Origin of the sequence: Paenibacillus sp. FSL R5-0378 (assembly GCF_038009285.1) — a bacterium.
In the GTDB taxonomy this organism is placed as follows: domain Bacteria; phylum Bacillota; class Bacilli; order Paenibacillales; family Paenibacillaceae; genus Paenibacillus_AQ; species Paenibacillus_AQ favisporus.
The window spans coordinates 165,625-188,194 of the sequence record NZ_JBBPAY010000001.1 but is presented as its reverse complement, the minus strand read 5'-3'; the positions used below and the strand labels follow the sequence as shown (position 1 = coordinate 188,194).

Annotated in this window: 19 protein-coding genes and 1 riboswitch; of the genes, 10 read left to right on the top strand and 9 right to left on the bottom strand. The window is 57.4% G+C overall.

The features are described 5' to 3' along the window. The first annotated feature begins 165 nt into the window (after positions 1–165). From MKY74_RS00810 to MKY74_RS00790, 5 genes are all read left to right on the top strand, one after another. Positions 166–1,452: an ABC transporter substrate-binding protein gene (locus tag MKY74_RS00810; protein WP_076172856.1), complete on the top strand. Its 1,287-nt coding sequence runs from the start codon at positions 166–168 to the stop codon at positions 1,450–1,452. Positions 1,453–1,539: 87 nt separating this feature from the next. Next, positions 1,540–3,990, top strand: a complete 2,451-nt coding sequence (locus tag MKY74_RS00805; RefSeq protein WP_076172857.1) for a glycoside hydrolase family 31 protein — start codon at positions 1,540–1,542, stop codon at positions 3,988–3,990. Positions 3,991–4,365: 375 nt separating this feature from the next. Further along, on the top strand, positions 4,366–7,458 hold the full coding sequence (locus MKY74_RS00800; protein ID WP_076172858.1) for a DEAD/DEAH box helicase: 3,093 nt from the start codon (positions 4,366–4,368) through the stop codon (positions 7,456–7,458). 102 nt (positions 7,459–7,560) lie between these two features. Continuing rightward, positions 7,561–8,337, top strand: coding sequence for a hypothetical protein (locus tag MKY74_RS00795; RefSeq protein ID WP_076172859.1), 777 nt, complete (start codon positions 7,561–7,563; stop codon positions 8,335–8,337). Beyond that, positions 8,334–9,176, top strand: coding sequence for a M15 family metallopeptidase (locus MKY74_RS00790; protein ID WP_076172860.1), 843 nt, complete (start codon positions 8,334–8,336; stop codon positions 9,174–9,176). Before MKY74_RS00795 ends, MKY74_RS00790 begins: the two co-directional genes overlap by 4 nt. A 138-nt stretch (positions 9,177–9,314) precedes the next feature. Here the strand turns inward: MKY74_RS00790 and MKY74_RS00785 are convergent, their stop codons facing one another. The 3 genes from MKY74_RS00785 to MKY74_RS00775 form a co-directional block, all read right to left on the bottom strand. Beyond that, positions 9,315–10,055, bottom strand: coding sequence for a GTP pyrophosphokinase (locus MKY74_RS00785; RefSeq protein WP_076172861.1), 741 nt, complete (start codon positions 10,053–10,055; stop codon positions 9,315–9,317). 245 nt (positions 10,056–10,300) lie between these two features. Continuing rightward, positions 10,301–10,669: a hypothetical protein gene (locus tag MKY74_RS00780; RefSeq protein ID WP_076172862.1), complete on the bottom strand. Its 369-nt coding sequence runs from the start codon at positions 10,667–10,669 to the stop codon at positions 10,301–10,303. Between the two features lie 134 nt (positions 10,670–10,803). Further along, a complete protein-coding gene (locus MKY74_RS00775; protein ID WP_076172863.1) occupies positions 10,804–12,930 on the bottom strand; it encodes an ATP-dependent helicase in 2,127 nt (708 codons plus the stop codon). Between the two features lie 304 nt (positions 12,931–13,234). On the opposite strand from MKY74_RS00775, the gene MKY74_RS00770 reads away from it, so the two are divergent. Continuing rightward, positions 13,235–14,035, top strand: a complete 801-nt coding sequence (locus MKY74_RS00770) for a zinc ribbon domain-containing protein (protein WP_076172864.1) — start codon at positions 13,235–13,237, stop codon at positions 14,033–14,035. Positions 14,036–14,121: 86 nt separating this feature from the next. Beyond that, positions 14,122–14,982, top strand: coding sequence for a TrmB family transcriptional regulator (locus MKY74_RS00765; protein WP_076172865.1), 861 nt, complete (start codon positions 14,122–14,124; stop codon positions 14,980–14,982). Between the two features lie 138 nt (positions 14,983–15,120). Here MKY74_RS00765 and MKY74_RS00760 read toward each other — a convergent pair whose 3' ends face one another. Then, positions 15,121–15,756, bottom strand: coding sequence for an NUDIX hydrolase (locus MKY74_RS00760; protein ID WP_076172866.1), 636 nt, complete (start codon positions 15,754–15,756; stop codon positions 15,121–15,123). A gap of 134 nt (positions 15,757–15,890) precedes the next feature. On the opposite strand from MKY74_RS00760, the gene MKY74_RS00755 reads away from it, so the two are divergent. Further along, positions 15,891–16,196, top strand: a complete 306-nt coding sequence (locus MKY74_RS00755; protein WP_076172867.1) for a hypothetical protein — start codon at positions 15,891–15,893, stop codon at positions 16,194–16,196. A 129-nt stretch (positions 16,197–16,325) separates the two neighbouring features. On the opposite strand, the gene mscL is transcribed toward MKY74_RS00755, so the two are convergent. Then, positions 16,326–16,817, bottom strand: a complete 492-nt coding sequence (gene mscL / locus MKY74_RS00750) for a large conductance mechanosensitive channel protein MscL (protein ID WP_084203989.1) — start codon at positions 16,815–16,817, stop codon at positions 16,326–16,328. Positions 16,818–16,987: 170 nt separating this feature from the next. Next, positions 16,988–17,087, top strand: a riboswitch (purine riboswitch). A 127-nt stretch (positions 17,088–17,214) separates the two neighbouring features. Between mscL and MKY74_RS00745 the strand changes: the two genes are divergently transcribed. Both MKY74_RS00745 and MKY74_RS00740 read left to right on the top strand, forming a co-directional pair. Then, positions 17,215–17,793 (top strand): xanthine phosphoribosyltransferase, encoded by a 579-nt coding sequence (locus MKY74_RS00745; RefSeq protein WP_076172869.1) that lies wholly within the window; start codon positions 17,215–17,217, stop codon positions 17,791–17,793. Positions 17,794–17,831: 38 nt separating this feature from the next. Beyond that, positions 17,832–19,190 (top strand): nucleobase:cation symporter-2 family protein, encoded by a 1,359-nt coding sequence (locus MKY74_RS00740; protein ID WP_076172870.1) that lies wholly within the window; start codon positions 17,832–17,834, stop codon positions 19,188–19,190. 142 nt (positions 19,191–19,332) lie between these two features. On the opposite strand, the gene MKY74_RS00735 is transcribed toward MKY74_RS00740, so the two are convergent. The 4 genes from MKY74_RS00735 to MKY74_RS00720 all read right to left on the bottom strand — a co-directional run bounded on the left by MKY74_RS00735 (position 19,333) and on the right by MKY74_RS00720 (position 22,290). Then, a complete protein-coding gene (locus MKY74_RS00735; RefSeq protein ID WP_076172871.1) occupies positions 19,333–20,232 on the bottom strand; it encodes a diacylglycerol/lipid kinase family protein in 900 nt (299 codons plus the stop codon). Between the two features lie 141 nt (positions 20,233–20,373). Then, positions 20,374–20,712 (bottom strand): DUF4870 domain-containing protein, encoded by a 339-nt coding sequence (locus MKY74_RS00730; protein WP_076172872.1) that lies wholly within the window; start codon positions 20,710–20,712, stop codon positions 20,374–20,376. 171 nt (positions 20,713–20,883) lie between these two features. After that, a complete protein-coding gene (locus tag MKY74_RS00725; RefSeq protein ID WP_076172873.1) occupies positions 20,884–21,177 on the bottom strand; it encodes a transposase in 294 nt (97 codons plus the stop codon). 93 nt (positions 21,178–21,270) lie between these two features. Continuing rightward, positions 21,271–22,290 carry a serine hydrolase domain-containing protein gene (locus tag MKY74_RS00720; protein ID WP_076172874.1) on the bottom strand — a complete coding sequence of 340 codons (1,020 nt, stop codon included), beginning with the start codon at positions 22,288–22,290 and terminating at the stop codon, positions 21,271–21,273. Positions 22,291–22,570 lie beyond the last annotated feature (280 nt).

Sequence of the window (22,570 nt, the reverse complement as noted above, 5' to 3'; positions counted from 1 at the left end):
CAGCTGCGAACAACAGGTCAATCCCGTCCCCCTGTTTGATCAATATCGTAAGTGCCGGGGGGACAGGCTGTTCCCTATAATGAGGGAGTAAGCGATTTCAACGAGAGAACTTTTAAATGAAGCATTCCGCTTGATATGCAAGAACAAAAGGGAGGATTCTTGATCATGAAAAAACGGACCAAAATGGCGCTGGCTTCGGTGCTGGCCCTTTCCGTAGTACTGGCCGGCTGCGGCTCCAAAACAGATAAAAGCGCCGAAGGCGCGAGCGGCGGCAGCGGCGGCACCAAGACGATTCACATTTTCCAATTCAAGGTGGAGATTGCCGAGGCACTCAACAAGCTGAAAGCCGACTATGAAGCCAGCCATCCGGGAGTGAAGCTTGACATTCAGACGGTAGGCGGCGGTTCGGATTACGGTGCGGCGCTGAAGGCGAAATTCGCATCGGGCGAGGAGCCGGATATTTTCAACGTAGGCGGTTATACCGATCTGGATACGTGGCAGGCCAAGCTGGAAGACCTGTCGGGTGAAAAATGGGTCAGCGATATGGTGGATGTCGCCAAGGACCAAATCTCCAAGGACGGCAAAGTGTACGGCATGCCGATGAACCTGGAAGGCTACGGCTTTGTCTACAATAAAGACTTGTTCAAAAAGGCGGGCATTACCGATATTCCGAAGACGTTAACCGAGCTTGAGGCAGCCGCCAAAAAGCTTCAAGACGCGGGCATCACCCCGTTCGTCAACGGATACCAGGAAGGCTGGATTCTCGGCCAGCACTCGCTGAACGTGGCCTTTGCCCATCAGAAGGATCCAGGCGCTTACATTGAAGGCCTCAACAACGGAACGGCCAAGTTTGCCGGCAATGAGCAAATGGACCAGTTCATGAATCTGTTTGACCTGACGCTGAAATACAGCAACAAAAATCCGCTGACGACCGACTACAACACGGAAATGACGATGTTTGCGAACGGACAGGCGGCTATGACGCAGCAGGGCAACTGGACGCAGGTGCAGATCGACGGCATCACGCCGAACATGAATATCGGGATTCTGCCGATGCCGATCAACGACAACGCGGAGGAGAATGACAAGCTGCTTGTCGGCGTGCCGAACAACTGGGTCATCAACAAAAACTCCAAGGTGAAGGATGACGCGAAGGAATTCCTGAACTGGCTCGTTACCTCCGACGAGGGCAAAAACTACATCACCAAGGAATTCAAATTCATTCCGGCCTTCAAGAGCATTAATGCCACTGAAGAGGATCTGGGCGCGCTTGGCGCGGAAGTGCTGAAATACAGCAAAGAGAACAAGCTGCTGAGCTGGCAGTTCGCGAGATTCCCGGAAGGCGCCTGGAACGAATTTGGCGCAAGCATGCAGGGGTATATCGCTGGCAAGACCGACAAGGCTAAGCTGTTCGAGGACTTCCAAAAAACGTGGGATAATTTGAAAAAATAATAGCTTAATCAGCATACGAATGACCTGGAGGCTTCCTTTTGAACCAATGAAAGGGAGCCTCTTCATCTTAGAGGAGGGAAGCAGGATATGGAGGGCAGCGAAGCAATCCGGCCGGATAAAGACGGACCTGTCATTGTGCAGGAGGCTTGGGAGAACCTGGGCATGTATACCGGCGTTGAGAAAAGAGAAGGAACCTACTGGGTACGAACGGAACGCGGGGGAGCGGCCGTGGAATTCGTCACGGACGACATGCTGCGCATTAAATATTTCCTCGGAAATGATCCGGAAATGTCGACTACGGTCGCCATCGATCCGGCCGCTGCGGCAGGGGGCGAGGTCCAGGCACAGCTGGAGGAGACGGAAGGGGGCGTTCGGTTCCGCACGGCGTCACTGGAAGTGACGCTGGACAAGCTGGGATTGTCCATGACCGTAAGAGACCGGGAAGGAAACGTGCTGGCCGAGCAGAAGAGCATCACCTTCAGCCCGGACGGATCGGCCTTCGGTGTGTACGACATGCCGCAGGATTCCCATTTCTACGGACTCGGGGAGAAATCGAGCTTCCTTGATAAACGCGGCGAGCGGTACACGAACTGGAACACCGACGTCTACGCTCCGCATATGCCGGAAATCGAAGCGCTGTACGAATCGATTCCGCTGCTGATTCATATGCACGGCGGCATCAGCTGCGGACTGTTCCTCGATAATCCGGGACGCTCGGATTTCGACATGCGCAGCCATGGCGTCGCCTTCACGGTCAGCTGCACGACAGGCAGCTATGATCTGTACTTCATCAACGGGCCGGAGCTGAAGGATGTCGTCAAGCGTTACACCGCTCTGACCGGGCGGATCAACCTGCCGCCGAAATGGGCGATCGGGTATCATCAGTCCCGTTACAGCTACATGAACCAGCAGGAGGTGCTGGAGCTCGGCAGGACGTTCCGTGCGAAGCAGATTCCGTGCGACGTCATTTATTTGGATATTCATTATATGGACGAATACCGGGTGTTTACGTTCGATCCGGTGCGGTTTCCGGATCCGGCAGGCATGATCCGCGAGCTGCGGGAGATGGGGATCCGGATCGTGCCGATTGTGGATCCCGGCGTCAAGAAGGATGCGAAATACCCGATTTATCAGGAAGGGATCCGGGAGGACCATTTCTGCAGGAAGCTGGAGGGGGACCTGTTCTTCGGCGAGGTATGGCCGGGGACAAGCGCCTTCCCGGATTTCACCGACGACCGCACGGCGAAGTGGTGGGCGGATCAGCATGCCTTCTATACCGAACTCGGCATCGAGGGCATTTGGAACGACATGAACGAGCCGGCGGTGTTCAACGAATCCAAGACGATGGATCTGGACGTGATGCACCGCAACAACGGCAAGCCGCTGACGCATGAGGAGCTGCACAACATCTACGGACTGCTCATGTCCAAATCGACCTTTGAAGGGTTGAAAGAGCAGCTGGACCGCCGCCGTCCGTTTGTGCTGACCCGCGCCGGGTACGCGGGCATCCAGCGGTATGCGGCCGTCTGGACGGGAGACAACCGGAGCTTCTGGGAGCATATGGCCATGGCCATGCCGATGGTGCTGAACATGGGGCTCTCCGGCCTGGCGTTCGCGGGTCCGGACATCGGCGGCTTCGCCCACCATACCTCCGCGGAGCTTCTGATCCGCTGGACGCAGATGGGCGTCTTCTTCCCGTACTGCCGGAACCACTCGGCGCTGGAAACGGTGCGGCAGGAGCCGTGGTCGTTCGGGGAGGAGGCCGAAGCTATCCTGCGGGAGTACATCGGCCTGCGCTACCGCTGGATGCCACAATTGTACAACCTGTTCCATGAGGCGGCTGTGACCGGGCTGCCGGTCATTCGCCCGCTCATTCTGGAGTATCCGCACGATCCGAACGTGACGAATCTGTGCGATCAATTCCTGCTCGGCGACAACGTGCTGATCGCGCCGGTCTATCGCCCGGATACCGACCATCGTGCCGTATACCTGCCCGAAGGAACTTGGCTGGACTACTGGACAGGCGAAGCGCATGAAGGCGGGCGGTATATCCTGGCCCACAGTCCGCTCTCCGTTTTGCCGGTCTACGTGAAGGCCGGCAGTATTATCGCGGAAGGTCCGCTGAAGCAGCATGCGGAAGATGGAGCGGATGATGCGGTGACATTCCATGTGTACGGCGCGGATGCGGAAGGTGACTTTGCGGCCTCTTACCGCCTGTATGAAGATGACGGGGTGAGCTACGGGTACGAAGTCGGAGCCTATAGTGAGCTGGAGCTGAAGGTGCGGGCCGAGCAAGGCCGGCTTGTCCTGTCGTGCGCTTACCCGCATCGGCAGTATGAAGCGAAGCGTGAAAGCCTCCGCTTTGTGCTGCGCCGTCCGAAGTTCCGCCCGGCTGAGGTCGAAGGGCTCGGGCAGGTGACGCTTGAGCAAATGGAGCAGGGGGCGCTCGGCTGGGCCGTCGATGGCCAGAGCGGCGACCTGATCATTCAGGTCCAGGATCGGCCCGAAGGCGGACAGTGGGCGGTCATCTCTGCCTGATCAGCCTATATACAGATCCATGGTGGATTCAAGCCGGAAACCGGTTCAGGGAGATTCATGCTCCCGGGACGGTTTCCGGCTTTTTTAGTTATTTTAGATATAAGGAAATTAATTTTCCGAGAGTCGTCTTTCTGGTATTTCCAGAAAAACGGCGTTAAATGCGGTCCGGCTTCGTTGAATGCTCGTCAATGAGACGCTTTTATTCTGATACTGCATGATCGGGTCAGGCAGAGGGCAGGCGGCCCCATGGTGGGCAAAAAGCATAAAAAAATAGTGAAAAATGCCTAAAAAAGACCCGGATCTCGTTTTTAAATTCATGCGTTTTCGTATAAGATGGAAGTATATGTGTAATTACGGATACGACAGGAGACTACCATGAATCAACCGCTTTATGGCGTATGGCTTGGCGATGTGTTTTTTTGTTTTTCAGGAGAGATGTCCGAACCGAGAGTGGATGCATGGAGCAAAGTGGTCAAGCAGCTGACGCTGACGGACGGGACGCGCCCTTTTGCTCAGGCTGCGCTCAGGCTGGCCGAGCTCAAGTACCCGTCCGCGCATGCGGCTCAGCGTACGAGCCGCCGGGGGGAACGGCGCCAGCTCATGGGCAGAACGCTGGAGGGACTTGCCCTGAGCGCCGCGGACGCCTTCAGCCTGCTTCTCGCATGGGATGAGCCTTATATTCGGCAGGCGGGAATGGAGCCCGGGGCGGAGATGGGGTACTGGGCCCAGGCGGCCCGGTTCGCCCTGGAGCTGATGCTGCGCGGCTGTATCGCACCGGGGACGGCCCCTGTGCCGACAAACGGCACCCGCCGCAAATCGGGCGAGCAGGCGCTGACGGCGGAATGGAAGCCGAGCCTGAACCAGCCGCAGGACGCGGAGCGGTTCCTGCTGCTGGCGGCGGCAATGCCGCCTGTGGCGCTTGGAGTACCGGTGCTATCCGGCAGGGATGCGATGACCAAGGAGGAAGCGGGGGCATTTTTGCTGCATTCGTTTATGGGCGCCATGATCCATGCACAGGTACGGGAAGTGATCCGTGAGAACGAGAGCAAATTTTCCCGCTACCATGCCGAATACCGGAGAGGATATTCCCCGGTGGCGGAGCTGTGGTGGAACAGTACCCTGACCGCCAGCCGGATGATCCCGGTTCAAGGGAGCACGGAAGAGATGGAGGAGCTGGCGTCCGCAGTTGGTGAGACGGGGGGGACCTTGATCCCGGCCGTGGAAAAGGGGGATGCTGCGGCACAGGGCCGGATGCAGCTGGGACTGCGGCTCGAGCCCTGCCATACCGAGGAAGAGGAACGCTGGTGCGTCTCGTTCTGGGCTGAATTTCAGGATGAGTTCGGGGCATGGATTCCCATCCGGGCCATCTGGTCGTATCGGGAACGGGATATCAGCCGCCGCGGCCGCGTCTTTCCGAATGTGCAGGAGCAAATGCTCCGTGCGCTCGGCGATGCGTCGAGGCTGTCCCCGGAACTGGCCGAAGCGCTGAGGGGCCCGGCTCCGGAGAGCCTTGAACTCACTACGGAGGAAATGATCGCCTTTGTCCGCCTCTCGGTTCCGAAGCTGACGAAAGCCGGAATCACGGTCCAGATGCCCTCCCGGTGGAGCCGGAAGGGTCGCCGCCGTGTGGGATTGTCGCTGAAGATGCTGGCGGAAAATGCAGGCGGAGGCGCGCCCGGCCATCCGGTCATCGGCCTGGAGCAGCTTGTCTCCTTCCGGGTGGAAGCCGCCCTTGAGGGCCACACCCTCACCCGGGAGGAATTGGCCGAGCTGGCCGAGTCGACCCTGCCGTACGTGAAATTCCGCGGGGAATGGATCGAGCTGGATTTGAAGGAAATCCGCCAGGTGCTGCGCTATATCAAGAAGCATGACGAAGGCGAAATGAACATGTCCGACTGGATGCATCTCAGTGCAGGAGAAGACGGGGAACGCACCTGGAAGGGCATTCCGGTGCTGGAGCTGGAGACGATGGGCTACCTGCAGTCCCTTCTTGGCGAGGAGGGGCCGAAGAAGGTGCCTGTCCGCCCGGTTCCCGCTTCGCTGCACGGCGTGCTCCGCCCTTATCAGGAGCGGGGCTACCAATGGCTGGCCGCGATGCGGGACATGGGCTTCGGCGTCTGCCTGGCCGATGACATGGGCCTCGGGAAGACGGTGCAGGTGATCACCTGTCTGCTGGAGCAGCATAAGGAGGGCAATCCTCCCGTGCTGATCGTGTGCCCGACCTCGCTGCTCGGCAACTGGCAGCGCGAAATGCAGCGCTTTGCCCCCGGCCTTGAGCTGTACATTCATCACGGCAACCGCCGCCTTCACGGGGACGAATTTCTGGAACAGGCGCTTCGGCATGACGTCGTGCTGACCACCTACCATTTGGCCGGAAGGGACGGCTCCGACCTGGCCTCAGTGCTGTGGTCCACCGTCGTGCTGGACGAAGCCCAGTACATTAAGAACTACCGGACCAAACAGGCGCAGAGCGTCATGAAGCTGTCGGCGCCTCACCGCATCGCGATGACCGGGACGCCGGTGGAGAACCGCCTCGGCGAGCTGTGGTCGATTTTCCAATTCCTCAATCCGGGTTATCTCGGTTCTTCCACATCGTTCCGGCAGCGGTACACGACAGGGGAGGTCGCGCCAGGGAAGCTGCAGGAGCTGCATAAGCTTGTATCGCCCTTCATGATGAGACGCCTGAAGAGCGATCCCGACATCCGCAAGGATTTGCCGGAAAAGCTGGAAATCAAATCTTACTGCACGCTGACCGAAGTGCAGGGAGCGATGTACCAATCGGTCGTGGACCAGATGATGGGCCAGATCGGACAGCAGACGGGGATCGCCCGGAAAGGGCTCGTGCTGTCCTCGCTGACGAAGCTGAAGCAGATTTGCGACTCGCCGCTTCTGCTCGGCAGGGAAGACGTGCGGGGCGCCAAAGCCGAGTCTTCCGGGAAAATGGAGCGGCTCCTCGATCTGCTTGACAACATCCGGGAAAACCAGGAGTCAGCGCTCATCTTCACGCAATACGTGGCGATGGGACATCTTCTGGTGTCCAGGCTGAAGGAGCGTTACGGCAGGGCGCCTTTCTTCCTTCACGGCGGCGTGTCCAAACAGGAGCGCGACGACATGGTCATGGCCTTTCAGGAGGGCGAAGGCCCGTCCTTCTTCGTACTGTCGCTGAAGGCGGGGGGCGTTGGTCTGAATCTGACCCGGGCCAATCATGTGCTGCATTACGACCGGTGGTGGAATCCGGCGGTGGAGAATCAGGCGACCGACCGGGTATTCCGGATCGGACAGCAGAAAAACGTGCAGGTTCACAAGCTGATCTGTCAAGGAACGCTCGAGGAGCGGATCGACGAGCTGATCGAGCATAAAAAGTCGCTCTCCGAGCAGGTCGTCGGTTCGGGAGAAACGTGGCTGACCGAGATGTCGGATCACGAGCTGAAGGAATTGATCATGCTGCAAGGGGAAGACTGGATGTAAATGTAAACCGGCGGCTTAGGGTTTCCTTAAGCAGGCTGCGGCTATCATGTTGATATTCGACGCTTCTGATTTTTTTGGGGCACTCCAAGGAGGGAACAAGGGATGAAGGCACAAGGTAACGACCGAACGGAGCTGATCGTGGAAGCGGAACCCGGATTGATCCGGGCCCAAGGGACAACCGCAGAAGGCCATGAGGAATGGACCCTCGGCATTCCGGTGACGGTAGACGGGGCTGTGCCCGCAGGCACCATCGTGGAGAGGCTGGCCGATTGCCCCGCCGACCTTTATTTACTGCTGCAGGATAGCCGGCTGCCTTGGCTGGATGAGCTGCTGGGGCAAACCGCCCTGACCTGGGGCGAGGCGGTCTGCAGCTGCGGCGCAGACGGATGCCCCCATGCTTCGGAGTCGATGCCGGCCATCCGTCAGCGCTTGGCGAATGAGCCGCTTCTCATGCTGGCACTGCTGGGGCTTCCCCGTGAGGAGCTGCTCGGCCGGGTCTTCGGCGACTGGGCTGATTCCCTGTCCCCGGGTGACGCCAAGCTGGCCGACGGCGACCTGTCCTCCCTGGAGGAGAAGAGCAAAGGCGGCCCGTCTCCCGGCGAATGGCTGGCAGAAGCGGCCCAGCAGGGCATGCTGCATGAACCGGGAGCGCCGTACCGGGAGGTGGCTGTCCATCTGAAGGCGGTGCCCGCCAAGGATATGCCGGAGGAGGATTGGTCGGGCCTTCTGCCCAAGGTGACGGCAGCCCGGCAGGTGATCCGCTCGATCAAGTCGCAGACTGCGGCGAGGGCCAAGGAGCTGCTGAAGCGGGTACCATCGGCTGCCGCTGGGCTGGCTTCAGCCCCAGCTCCGGCTTCGGCTTCGGAGAAGAGAACATGACCGGGCCAGCCCGCGCCGGAAGCCGGGGCGCCTGCCTTCTGGCGGCGCTGGTACTCTCGGCGTCCGCCGTGCTCAGCGGCTGCGAGCGGTCGGAAGGGGCAGGACGGGAGAGCGGACAAGCCCTGCACGCCCCCGGAGATTCGGGTGCTGGAGGGCAGGCGGGCCTGGAGCGGGTCGCCGATCCCGTACTGGCCAAGCGCAGCGAAAATTCGCTGCAGGCTACGGCCCGGACCATGAACGGGAAGCAGGTGGTGACCAATCCGGATGCGGTTACCGTGGTAGTCAACAAGCAGCGCAGCCTTCCGGAAGGGTATGCCCCTCCCGACCTCGTGGAACCGGACGTGCCTTTTACGTTCGACGGGCACCATGAGAAACGGCAGCTGCGGAAGGAGGCCGCCGCCGCGCTCGAAAGGCTGTTCGCCGGGGCGTCGCAGGCTGGCCTGGAGCTTCGGGCCGTCTCCGGTTACCGCTCGTATGAGCGCCAGCAGGCCGTTTACGGGCAGCATGTCCGCACCAAGGGGGCGGAGGAAGCCGCCCGTGTCAGCGCCGTCCCAGGGACGAGCGAGCATCAGACAGGCCTGACGATGGACGTTTCGAGCCCCAGCGTCGGCAACGTGCTGGGGGCTGTATTCGGCTCGTCTGAGGAAGGTCGCTGGCTTGCGGCGCATGCCGCGGAATACGGCTTTATCGTCCGGTATCCCGACGGAATGGAGAGCGTGACCGGCTACGTGTACGAGCCGTGGCACATCCGCTATATCGGAACGGACCTGGCACCGGACATCGCCCGGAGCGGGCTTGCGCTCGAGGACTATTTTGACGAAGCGAACATGAAGCTGTAATGGCGTTCCATCTAGATCCAGATATACGCCAAGAAGCCGTCTCCCTAGTTAGGGGACGGCTTATTTTCACTATTCAATCGTTATATAACTCGATCCATGGCCGCTGGTCTTATTCGCAATCTCAAATTCCACCCGGCATTAGCTTTCTCCCTCGTGCATTTCATGTAGGGCTCCCTCGATCAAATCGCCGTTCTCCGCAAGAATCTCCTGGCGGAGCCGGAGCATCTGGTGATCCAGCTTGTCGGCGGCCAGGGAAGCTTCTTTCAGCTCGGCCACCACATGAGGCGGAACCTGCTTGTCATATTTGTAGAAAATAATATGCTCCATGCTCGCCCAGAAATCCATGGCCAAGGTCCGCATCTGGATTTCAACCTTCATCCAGCGGGTGCCTTCGATCAGAATCAGCGGCACGGCCACGATGACGTGCAGGCTCTGGTAGCCGTTCGGCTTCGGATGGGCGATATAATCCTTGACCTCGATCAGCCGGATGTCGTCGCGGTGGGTTAAATGGTCAAGCAGCCGGTAAATGTCCTGGACAAACGCGCAGACGATCCGCATGCCGGCGATATCGTGGATATGATTCAGGATATTATCCATCGTCAGCTCATATCCTTTGCGCTCCATTTTGTTCATGATGCTCTTAGGTTCCTTGATCCGTACCTTGATATGTTCGATGGGGCTGTAACCGTCCTGCAGCTTCAGTTCGGTCTTGATCAGCTTGATTTTGCTCTGAAGCTCCTCCAGGGCCAGTTTGTACAGCATCGGAAGCTTCTTCCACTCTTCAAATTGACGGAGCAGGTTGTTATCTATATCGAGCTGATGGAGGTCTTTCAACGTTACGGGACTTACGACGAGCTGTTGGTTCTGCTGTTCGTTCATGCCAATCTCCTACCTATCTGCAAATTGGGTTGCTGTATAGAATGAATGAAAGAAATGGCTGCTTTAGTTCATTCTATGTATGTATACATTTTACCTGAAAATAGGAGGGTGAAGCAAAGCAAGACGGCAATGCAGCAATTCTGTAAAGGCCGTAAAAGCCCCTGCCATCCGCCCGAATTCCATGTACCGGAGTACCGGAAAGTCAGGCGGGGCAAGGGCCGGAAAGGGATATGGGGATCATCCCTTTATTTGTTCAGAGGAGATCCTTCATACCCTTCATCGTGGTAATCGGTATGCTGCATTTTACCTAAAATATTCATATCCTCGATCGTACGCCGCGTTTTTTCGTCCCCGATCTCATGCAGATAAGCATACACGGCGATCAGTCTATCGTTATACTCATCAGCCGCATCATCATGGTCGGCCGATTTATACGGAACAAAGGTACGCTTGAACGCATATTCGTCTTCCTTGGTGAGATCCTCCAGCAGATCCCGCAGCTTTGACACTTCCGTCTCGGTCATCAGGACCTCATACTCGGCGGAGTCATTGGGCACATCTTGAATCAGCTGATGGCTCACAGAAATATAGTAACGCTTCTTATCGGTATTCATAAGGCAGATTCCTCCCTTATCCATGGCATCCGCGCATCCCGTGTATTGGCAAGTCCCGGTGGATGCTCCGGACAGGCATGAACGCTTTTACTGCTTTTTACACGGGACCGGCCGGTTTGAATCAGGAAAACACCTCAGCGTTTGGGTGAAACGGGCTTGGGCGAGTCCTGATGGGGCAGGATGCCGAAAGCTTCATGCAAAAAGCGGGAAGGCGCCGACGGCTTGCCGTGGTAGTACGCGGGCGAGCTGATATACAGCCTCTCCTTGGCCCGCGTGACCGCGACATAAGCGAGCCGCCGTTCCTCCTCCAGCGCCGCGGCCGCCAGCTGCTGCTCGTCCGTCAGCGCTTGCCCGGCTTTGATATCGGCCGGAGGCTGCTTCTTCAAGGCGGAGCTGTGCGGCAGAATCCCTTCGCTGGCGCCGATGCAATACACCTGACGAAACTCCAGCCCCTTGGCCCGGTGGATCGTCATGAGCTGAACGGCGCTGCCGCTGCGTTCCTCCCGGGCCGCCTCCATCTTCTCATGGCGGGCTGTCAGCTCGTCCGCATAAGCCACGAACTCCTCAATCGTATCAAAGCGTCCCGCCGCGCTCTCGAACTCCTCCAGCGTATCGCTCACCATCTCTTTATACTGGGTATAAATTAGAGGATCGCCCGCCTGAAGGTACTTGTCGTAGAACTGTCTGCGCATTTCCTGAATGGCATAAGCCGGTTTGAGGGATTTCAGCGACTTGATGAACCGGATCCGCTCCTTGACCGCCTCCTGCTGAAAAGGCTGAAGCCGTTCCCACCGGGCGAGATGGATGAGCGGATACTTTTTGGCCTGGAGCTTCTCCTGCTGCCGGATATAAGCCATACCGTCCTCTTTCGGTACATACAACGGGCCCAGCACGCTCTGCAGCGATTCCTTCCGCCGGGGCGTCAGGCTCAGCCGCAGGTGATCCATCAGCGGTTTGATCAAGGTCTGGTCGTAGAACACCGGTGCGCTGCCGAACTGGACAAAAGGAATCCCGCACAGCAGCAGCTGCTCCAGTACGGCACGGCTGCTGTCGGACGTCCGGTGCAAAATGGCGATATCGCCATAGTCCAGCCCGTCCCGGCCGACATGCTCCTGGATATGCTGAACGACCCAGCGGGCCTCTTCATCCGGGGTTGCAGGGGTCAAGTACGCGGGCTTGAAGCCGCGTGCTCCTGCTGCGAGCAGCTCCTTGGGCCGGCGCTGCCGGTTATGCCGGACGAGGGCGCTCCCCAGGCCGAGAATCCGGCTGTCGCTCCGGTAATTGATGTTGAGATTCACGATTTTGGTGCCCGGATAGACGCGGTCGAACTCAAGGATCGATTCCTGCCGGGCTCCGTTAAACGAATAAATGGTCTGGTCATCGTCCCCGACGACCGCCAAATTGTGCCGGGGCTCGGCCAGCCGCCGGACCAGGTCGTACTGGATCGCGTTGGTATCCTGAAATTCGTCGACCATCAAATAATGAAAGCGGTCCTGCAGCCGTTTCAGCGTAGCCGGGTTGTCGAGCAGCTTCCGGGCATGCAGGAGGATGTCGTCAAAATCCCACTGGTTCCGCTGGGCCTTCCAATCTTCATAACCGAGCAGAATGCGTTTGACGGCGGATTCTTCTTTGGTTGCCTCAGGCAGGTCAGCCGGCCACATGCCCTGCATTTTCCAGGCGGACAGTGCCGCGAGCAGCGTCTCGGGCTGATAGGATCCGGTGTGATCCAGGCGGCGCAAAATCATTTTCATGATGGTGTGCTGGGCCGTGAATTCGCCAAAAATTTGCTCGGTATATCCGTGCTGGCGGAGCAGCAGCAGTCCGAAGGAATGGAATGTCCTCGCTTCTACGGCACGGGCCGCGGCTGCGGAAATGCCGGGCATGCGTCCGATTCTTTCCTTGATCTCCTTGGCGGCCTTGCTCGTAAAAGTGACCAGCAAAATCCGGGAACCCGGAATGCCGCGGACCGCGATCAGGTAAGCCGTCCGGGCGGCCAGAACGGTCGTTTTGCCGCAGCCGGCGCCCGCGAGGGCGAGCATTGGCCCGTCGCCGTGGCGTACGGCATCGATCTGCGGCGCGTTCAGCAGGATGCCCATCCGCTCCAGTTCGCGAAAGAAAAACGCGTCCGCGTCGCCTGCGCCCACCAGCTCCCGGCTGGTGGAGAGGGACGCGGGGCGTGCTTGGGGAACCGGTGAGGAAGAGGGCACCTTCGCAGGCACGCTATGTATCGAAACATTCAGATGTATGGGGGGCTGAGCCATCGATAGGACCTCCTTTTATGGCTGTAAGGGATTGCCTTTTTCACAAGTGCACTGTAAATTTGGTATGATATATGCACATCCGGAAAGGATGCGCCTGCAGCCGCTCGATTCCAAGCTCCAAGATTCAAGGCCGTTTGACGGCAGGCCCGGATTTCACAGGAAAGCTCCGGCATGGTATCTTGGTAATAGGCAGCCCGGGCAGCGGCCTGGGCAGATGATATGGGCTCAAGGGCACAGATTACTATTGTAAATGATCATTTGGAATGAATAAATGGGATGACATGGAAACTGGAGGAGAGAACTCATGAACATTATTCAGCGCCTCAAAGAAGGGGCTAACCGCGCAACGGAAAAAGCTCAGGGAACGCTGGAGGTCAGCAAGCTGAACAGCCAGATTGCCGACATCGAACGGGAAATGGGCATTCACTACAGAGAGATGGGAAAAGTGTTCTACGAAGGCTACCGCATTGGCGATATGAGCAAGGCCGAGAAGGAAATGGTCGACCTGTGCAAATCCTGCGACCTGCTTCAGGAAGAAATTGATGAGCTGCGTACCCGGATTGCCGAGCTGAAAAACGAGCGGCTGTGCAAATGCGGATACGTCGCCACGCTGGATGCCAACTTCTGTCCGTCCTGCGGAAGAAAGCTGGCGGATGATGGGGTGAAGCCGAGCGAGCCCGCCAAACCGGTCGGTTTTGCTTTTGATGAAGAAGCGATTTTCGGGAGCAAGGCCCAAGATGAGCCAACCTACCGGGAAGAACCGGAGGAGCGGGAATATTCCGGCCAGCAGGAAGCCGCAGCCGCGGTGGAACAGGATTATGACTATGAGTTTCCGATGAGGGAAGCGTGGGATGATCTTGACCTTACCGACGAAAATGATCCGGAAGCGGAGCGGGAGCGGCGCCAGGCCGAGGAGCTCGAACGCGAGCGGGAACGCCAGCTGGAGCTGGACCGCCGCATCCGCTATTGGAAGGAAAACAGCGGAGATGACGATACGGGGGCGCGTGAAGAAGGTCCGCGCGATACGGTCAAATGCCAGATTTGCCGTGCAGACCTGCCTAAGGGCTCGAAGTGGTGCCCGAGATGCGGTGCGGAACAGATTTAGTTGTACGAGAAACAAACACGATTACGCTTAATAGAAGCTTTTTTGGCGGGCAGCGGTTTTAGGCAGCTTTGGGAGGACAAAACGTAATGGAACAACTGCTACATCATCTGCGGAATCTGGGATTCACGGAGATGGAAGCGAAAATAATGGTGGAGCTGGCGGGCAAGGGCCCGTCCTCCGGATATGAGGTGGCCAAGGGGCTGGGCGTGTCCCGTTCCAATGTGTACTCTACGCTGCAGCGGTTATGCCAGCAGGGATACCTGCACCGCAGCGAAGGGGATCCGGTCCGCTACAGCATGCTGAAGACGGAGGAGCTCACCCGGATGATCGCCGGGCAGATGAAGGAATCGCTTTCGTTCATCGAGAACCGAATGCCGCGGGTGGAGCCGGATCAGCAGCCCTTCTATAACGTGGAAGGGGACCGGAACGTTATGGAGGCGCTGGCCCGAGAGCTTGAGCGGGCGGAGCACGAAATCGTCGTCGACGTTTGGCGCGAGGAAGCGGCTTTGATGCGCAGCGAGCTGGAGCAGGCCGAGCAGCGGGGGGTGAAGCTGCTCTGGTCCTGTATCGGCAGCGATACGGGCATGGAGCGGCTGCTTCCCTGGCCGGCGTGGAATCAGGACGCAGGGGACCGGCATGCCTTAAAAGGCCGCAAGTTCTCCTTCGTCATTGACCGCCGCTGGTGCATGCTGGGCATGCGCGGGGAGGATTGCGCGACGCAGGCGCTGGTCACCGAGCATCCTGTGATGGTGGAGCTGCTGCTGCATCATTTTACACAGGAAATGGTGCTCTACGAGGTGGAGCAGGACTTGGGCGGCGAGCTTGCGGAGCGGTACGGTCCGGCTTACGAGCGGATCTACCGCAAGTACGTGGAAGTCGATACGCGCGAGGCTGACTCGAAAGTCATCGGGGATTTTGACGGTACTGAGGATTCGGAGGAAGTATAAAACACGAAAACGGGTACCGTTGAGACGGGGCCCGTTTTGTCTAGTGAAGTCCGGCGTTAGATGGTTCATGGCATGAACGATTTTCTGCGACGGAGCGGCCGCAACGAGGTTTCGGGGTTTGGGGATGTGCTAATCCCGTTACAGTTCGCGCAGCTTCATAAAAACCGTGTGATAATAATCACTGTTATGCGGTACAAATTGCTGTAAGCTCACTGTACAGGCAAAGGTTTCGGCGTCGGAAGCAGACCGCGGTTCCGAAAGGATGCCGGTTGCCTGCATCTCCCCGATCTCGCCATTCGCCAGTTTGAGGGCATCGTCCAGGCCGGCTTCGTAGAGACCAGTCAGTTCTTCGGCCTGAAGCCGGTAGGCGGCTAACGGCAGATCCAGTTTGGCGCCGAAGATGAAGCATCTCTCCCTGTCGATAAAAGCTTTTCCCCCGGCTGTCCCCCGATTCTCATAATCGGCGGTTCCGAGCGGGATCAGCTGGTCCAGGCTGACGGTCACGCCGAGTTCTTCCTCGAGCTCCCGGACTGCATCTGCGACGGTTTCTCCAGCCGCCAGATGTCCGGCTGCGGTAATATCGTAATAACCCGGGAAGGTGTCTTTGGACGTCTGGCGCTTCTGGAATAGAACCTTGCGTCCATCCGGCGTATCGCGCACGATCCAGCAGTGGAACGTATGGTGGAGATAACCCTTGGCATGAACCTCTTCGCGCGGAGCGGTGCCGATCCATTCGTGGTCGTCGTTATAAATGTCGAAGAACTCTTTCTTCATGTGGCGAAAACCTCCATTCATATTTTTGAATTATGGAGGATTACCGGAAAAGTAGCAAGACTGGAGACAGGCTGCTGAAAATAAGCTTTTAAGTATAGCGTTTTGATCATGAACAGAGAAAGGAGGAAGCATTGATGGAATGCATCGTACGGTTTGAGGTCAAATATCCGGAAGGGAACAAGCAGCTGCGAGGCTTGATCTGGACGGGAGAGGACGGACACCCCACCGAAGACCAGCTTATTCAGATGTTTAAGGACATGAAATATAACGTGAGGGCATCCGAACGGGAGCAGCTGCAATTTGTTCCGCTCGATCCGGGCGCGGGGTATACGTCGATTCGGATCACGGAGCTGGACACCGGAAAAGAGAAGTACACGGAAGACCGTGATTTGAAAAACGTCATCAGCACGCTGATGCCAAAAGGACCGCTCGGCCTCTGATTCCGGAAGTGAATTCCGAAAGGGGCTGGCGGTCTTTTTTATAGAAAAGGATAACACCTGCAAACCATCAGGAGAGCAAGCTCTCCATCAAGTCGGCTCGGTTCAGTCTCTCTGCTTGAATGAGCTCTCTCAAGCCTGCTGCGGCTCGGGATCGGTATCCAGTACAGAGGTGCAGTGCGCACAGCGTGTAGCTGCTGCAGGAATTTCCGACAGGCAGTACGGGCACTCTTTGGTCGTTTTCTCCGGCTCGGGCTTTTCATGCTCCCGGTTTTTGATCCAGTTGATGCCCTTAACGAGCAGAAAAATACAGAACGAGATAATCAGAAAATCGATCACCGTGTTCAGAAACTGCCCGTAAGCAATGACGGGTGCTCCGACCTCTTTCGCCTCCGCGAGCGTGTTCACCTTACTACCGTCTTTCATGGTTTTTCCGGTCAGGCGGATAATGAGATCGGAGAAGTTCACACCGCCAAGAAGCACCCCGATCGGCGGCATAATAATGTCGCTCACAATCGAGGAGACGATTTTCCCGAACGCTCCCCCTATGATGACCCCGACAGCCAGATCGATCACGTTGCCGCGTACTGCAAATTCTTTAAACTCATGAATAAATCCTTTCATTTCACCAAACCTCCTGAGTGTCATGCATCTATTCTAGCAGATTTTCTATAGGGCATTGTAACATTGAAACTGGTATTTGTTTCTGAAATGTTTTCAAATTGTCCATCAAATACCTCTTTATTTTTCAGCCCATTATGCGTTATACTTCATGCATTGTCATTTCATCAGTCTATACATGAATATAGGTTTCTCGTATATGTGCAGGAATCGGCCTGCATGTCTCTACCCGATCACCGGAATGATCGGACTACGGGATGAACGATATGTTTCGGGCGCTTGTCCGGAATGTTTGAGTTTGTCCTGAGTCCGTCTGTTTCCGCCGATCAAGGCAGGGGAAGAGACGGGCTTTTTTTGTATTTTTACAGAGGAATGGAACGTCATCAAAGGGGGAAGCAAGTTGCAATTACTTAAGCAGAAAGTACTGGATGAAGGGATCGTGCTCAGCAATCAGGTGCTGAAGGTGGATTCGTTCCTGAACCATCAGATGGATCCTGTTCTGATGAAGGAAGTCGGCCGCGAGTTTACGCGCCGGTTTGCCGGGGAGGCCGTGAACCGGGTGCTTACGATCGAGTCGTCCGGGATTGCCCCCGGAATTATGACCGCCTTGGAGCTGGAAGTGCCGATGATCTTTGCAAGAAAGCAGAAGTCATTGACGCTTCGTGACGATATTTTCGTGGAAAAAGTATACTCCTTCACCAAGCAGGAAACGAACGAAATTACGGTGGCCAAAAAGTTCATCCAGCCGGGGGACCGGGTGCTGATCATCGACGACTTTCTGGCGAACGGCGAAGCGGCCTTTGGACTGGCCCGGATCGTAGAGCAGGCGGGCGCGACCGTTGCCGGAATCGGCATCGTGATCGAGAAGGCGTTCCAGCCTGGCGGGCGGCTCCTGAAGGAAGCCGGCTACCGCGTCGAGTCGCTGGTCCGCGTGGCAGCGCTGGATGACGGAAAAGTGACTTTTGCAGATCAAGACTAGCTCATTTATAAACAATACACGGGAGGAATGAAACCGGCATGGAACAGAATCATCAGGCTGACACGACTCAATTTTCAGGCAAACGCCATCCGCTTAAAACCTTTTCGCTTGGGATTCAGCATGTGCTGGCGATGTACGCCGGTGCTGTTCTCGTCCCCCTAATTGTCGGGAATGCACTGAATTTTACGACCGAACAGTTAACCTATCTGATCTCGATCGACCTGCTGGCCTGCGGCGTCGCCACGCTGCTTCAGGTATGGGGCAACCGGTTCTTCGGCATTGGGCTGCCGGTCATGCTGGGCTGTGCGTTCCAGGCGGTATCGCCGATGATCGCTATCGGTCTCAAGGACGGGGTCTCGGCCATTTACGGCGCGATCATCGCGTCGGGGATTTTCGTTGTTCTGTTCTCAGGGATATTCGGCAAGCTGATCAAGCTGTTCCCGCCGGTGGTCACCGGTTCGGTCGTCACGATTATCGGGGTGACGCTCATCCCGGTCGCGCTGAACGATTTGGGCGGCGGCCAGGGTGCCGAGGATTTCGGCAGTCCGCTGAATTTGTGCCTCGGCTTCGGCGTATTGATCTTTATCATTTTAATGAACCGTTTTGCTACCGGATTTCTGCGTTCCATCTCGGTGCTGATCGGCCTGATCGCCGGAACGGCCGCCGCGGCGATTTTCGGCCATGTGGATTTGGGGCCGCTGAAGGAAGCCGGCTGGTTCCATGCGGTCAAGCCGTTTAACTTTGGAAAGCCGACGTTCCATGCCTCCTCGATCCTGACCATGATTCTGGTGGCGATCGTCAGCGTGGCGGAGTCCACGGGCGTCTTTATGGCGCTTGGCAAAATTGTCGATAAAGACATTTCCTCCAAAGACCTGGCCCGCGGGTACCGTGCCGAAGGCTTGGCGATCGTGCTCGGCGGGATTTTCAATTCCTTCCCCTACACCACGTACTCGCAAAACGTCGGTCTGGTTCAAATGAGCCGCGTCAAGACGCGCGATGTCATCGTCGTGGCCGGCGGCCTGCTGATCGTGATCGGGTTTGTGCCGAAAATTGCGGCGCTGACCCAACTGGTGCCGACATCCGTGCTCGGCGGGGCGATGGTCGCCCTGTTCGGGATGGTCGTTTCCTCCGGCATCCGTATGCTTGGCGGACAGGTTGACCTGAACCGCTTTGAAAATCTGTTCGTTATCGCCTGCTCCGTCGGTATGGGGCTGGGTGTCAGCGTCGTGCCGGATTTGTTCAAGGCCATCCCGGAAGATCTCCGCATCCTTGTGGATAACGGCATCGTGGCCGGCAGCGTGACGGCGATTGTTCTGAATTTGATGTTCAACGGTTTTAAAGGCGGGGTCTCCTCAGCGGAAAAGGGAGAAGCCGCCCGGAATGAGCACGCCGCCTGATTCCTCATAATAAAATAGAAAATCAAAAGGCCCGCCCCGTAAGAACACGGGGCGGGCCTTTTGATTTGCTTCCTGATATCGCAAGAAAAACTTCCTCTAAACGCGGTCTGGCTTCTTGAGGTGTACGTCGATGACGTTTTTCTTACAGCGCCGAGAATACCCGGATGGCGCCAGGATCCGCCCGGAAATCCATCGGAAGGGCGGACACGTCTTCGCCGTCGCCCTGCGCCAGGCGCGGGCGGTCAAACCTGATGCCGACCGTGTCTCCGCGAAAGAGGGTCACGATCGGCAGCTTCACATGCGCTCCCTTCAGGACCGTCGGGAACAGGAACAGCAGCTGCAGCCGGGAGCAATCGTGCACTACGCAGACGTCCAGCATGCCGTCATCCACCTTCGCCTGCGGATTGATGAGCAGTCCGCCGCCGTAGCTGGGCACATTGCTGACCGCGGTCAGCCAGGCTGACGGATAGCTGACCGTCTGGCCGCCGCAGGTCACGCTTACGGGACCCGGCTTGAACGTGACCAGCGTATGCAGAACGCCGATGACGTAAGCGAGGCGCCCGGCACCGACGGCGTTGCAAATCTTTTTGTATCGGCTGCCGTTCACGTTCTCGCTCACCTGCGCATCGAAGCCGGCGGCCACCGCCGTCATGACGGGCACGCCCGCGACCGAGATGAGATCGGCCGCTCGGGCGCTGCCGGTAAGAATGAGCTCCAGCGCGGCGAGCGGATCGCGGGGAATGCCAAACCCCCGGGCGGTGTCGTTGCCTGAACCGGCAGGAATTACCCCGAGCGGGATGCCGGTCCGCTTCAATACCGGCAGGAGGCTGTGGATCGTGCCGTCGCCGCCGATGACGACGATAGCGTTCCAGCTGCCGTGCTGATCCAGCGTTTCCGTTACCATCGCATCAACTTCCTCCGCACTAGCAGTCAACAGCGTTGCGTGTGCAGTCTTTTTCAAATCGAGAGCCTCGCGCACCCGTTTCCAGGTACGGAGGCTCCTGCCGTTGCCGGACTTTGGATTAATGATGAATAAGTACATTGCTTTTTCCCCCAACGCCAACGTAAACCCTTCATTCTTATTGTAAGAAGTCCGGACCGAAAAGGGAACGGTTTAGTCGGGCCGTATCTATGCTGCATTAGATGGGGCATATAGATAGGGCTAGCTTAGTGATGGGGCATATTACAGGTGCCGCAGCTGCTTTTCCGCGATGTCGCCGATCCAGGGGAGCTTCAGCCATTTTCCCTGCAGGGAGGTAAACAGCATGACCACCCACACGACAAGCGTCAGGATGGACAGCAGGGCGGCAATAACCGGGCCGATCAGCGGGATCAGGCCGGACAGAATGTGGGCGATCATAATCGCGCCAAAAGTCAGAACGGACTGTAAGGCATGAAAGAGGACGAAACGGCTGCGCTTCTCAACGGCAAGGAAGACGATGCCTCCGACAAAAGCGAACAGGTAGCAGAGCGTGGCGGCCATATTTTCCGGCAGACCGGTGGATGATTTGAAAGGGGACAAGATAGACCACTCCTTCTATACGGCAGGATTGTCTTCTATCATATGAATCCCGGAGACAAGTTATGAGCAGTGAAAAAGGCACCCGGCCGCCTGGGGTTCAGGTAGCAGGATGCCCTTAGTGATCCACTCTGTCCATTTATAAAAGAGAGCATTAAGCGAGTGGAGCTGCTCTCATGCCTGGCCTCCGTGGCCGCCTTGGCCGAACTGGCGCCGCGGGCCGACGATTTTCTCGCGTTTGTTGGTGTCGTTTTCTTTGGGAACCAGGCGCGGGTCCGTACGGCCCTCATGATGGTTATCGAATGTAAATTCGCTCAGCTTCCACTCCGTCGAGCCTAAAATCAGGTCAGCCGGGAACTCGTCGCCCCGGTGAAGCACTTCCTCTCGGCCCGCTTCGTTGGTATATACGCCGTCGACCTCAACTTTATCGTGGGAAATCGGCAGCATGCGTTTATCTTCATTAGTCATGACAAGTCCTCCTTCGTTCCATAGGAATCCTTCAACGAACTGATTCTCATTTAAGTTACCCGGACCGGGAGCGGATTATCCCGCCGGGCCTAATCATTCCATGCTGCCGAGAATATGCTGCTGAAGGAGGGACCGCGGGTTTCTCCAGCGGCTGACCTTGCTGTCCGCAGTGAACACCACTACCGCATCCAGCTCTGGAAAAAGGTAAATTTGCTGCCCGCCGTGACCATGGGCACAGCTGAACGGCTGACCGCACATCCGGCCTGTCCACCACTGATATCCGTAGTCGCCAAAGGCGGGGTAACCGTCGAGCTGCCGGGTCAGCGCCTGTTCGAGCCATGCTTCGGGAATGACCGGTCGGTTCTGCCACAGGCCTTTATTCAGGCAGCACAGACCGAACTTGGCCATGTCACGGGCGGTCAGATACAAGCCGATATGGCCCATCGTATGGGCTTCGGGGCTGGAAGACCAGGCGGCATACTCGATCCCGAGCGGTCCGAACAGATGCTGGCGGGCGTAGCTGTATGCATCCGTGCCGCAGCATTCCGAGATCAGCACCGAGATCAGGTGCGAATCGATGCTTCTGTATTGGAAGACGCCGGCCATGTGCGCATCTACCGGCAGCGAGAGGGCGAACGATGTCCAGGCACGGCTGCGGTGAAATCGGTGGATCAACGGTTCGCCGAGCGTTTTGCCCGTCTGCCAGCGGAACCCCGTTGACATTGTAAGCAGGCGCCGAAGCGTCAGCACCTCCTCTAAGAGCGGGTCGGTCGTTTTCCGCGCATAGTCCCGCAGATAAGGCATCAGCGGTTCGTCCAGGCCGGGAAGCTCTCGTCTGCTCACGGCAATCCCTGCGAGGGTGGACGTGATGCTCTTTGTCGCCGAGCGGAGATCATGCAGGGTGCCGGGTCCTGCTTCATTATAGTACCGTTCATAAATAAGCCTGCCGTGTCTGACGACGAGAAAGCTGCGCATTTTCGGATAACGCCTCAAGATCTGGGCGTGTGCCTCTTCAAGCGGTTCAGGCCTGACGACTTCCTGCTCCGGCGAGGAGGTGGGGAAGGCAGGCGTGTGAAGCGGCGGGGAGGATAACAGCAGAACGGGACGATTCATTGGGACCGGCTCCTCTCTTCTGGATCGTTCTCCGGTACGGGCGATGGTTGACCGGTATCATTAACTTAACCCGAAATGCCGATATCCAAATAAACGGGCAGTCTGGAAAGTACTTTGATCCGGCAGGACTGCACTCGAAAAAAAGTAATTCCTTACATTTTTTTGGAAAGCTGTTTTCGGCATTAGAATATGATACAATGAAGGGAGTGATTCAATAACATCCTCTTAGGGTATTCTTAGTGTCAGATACCTTTAGCGGCAGCCGGGAGCGTTCAGCCCA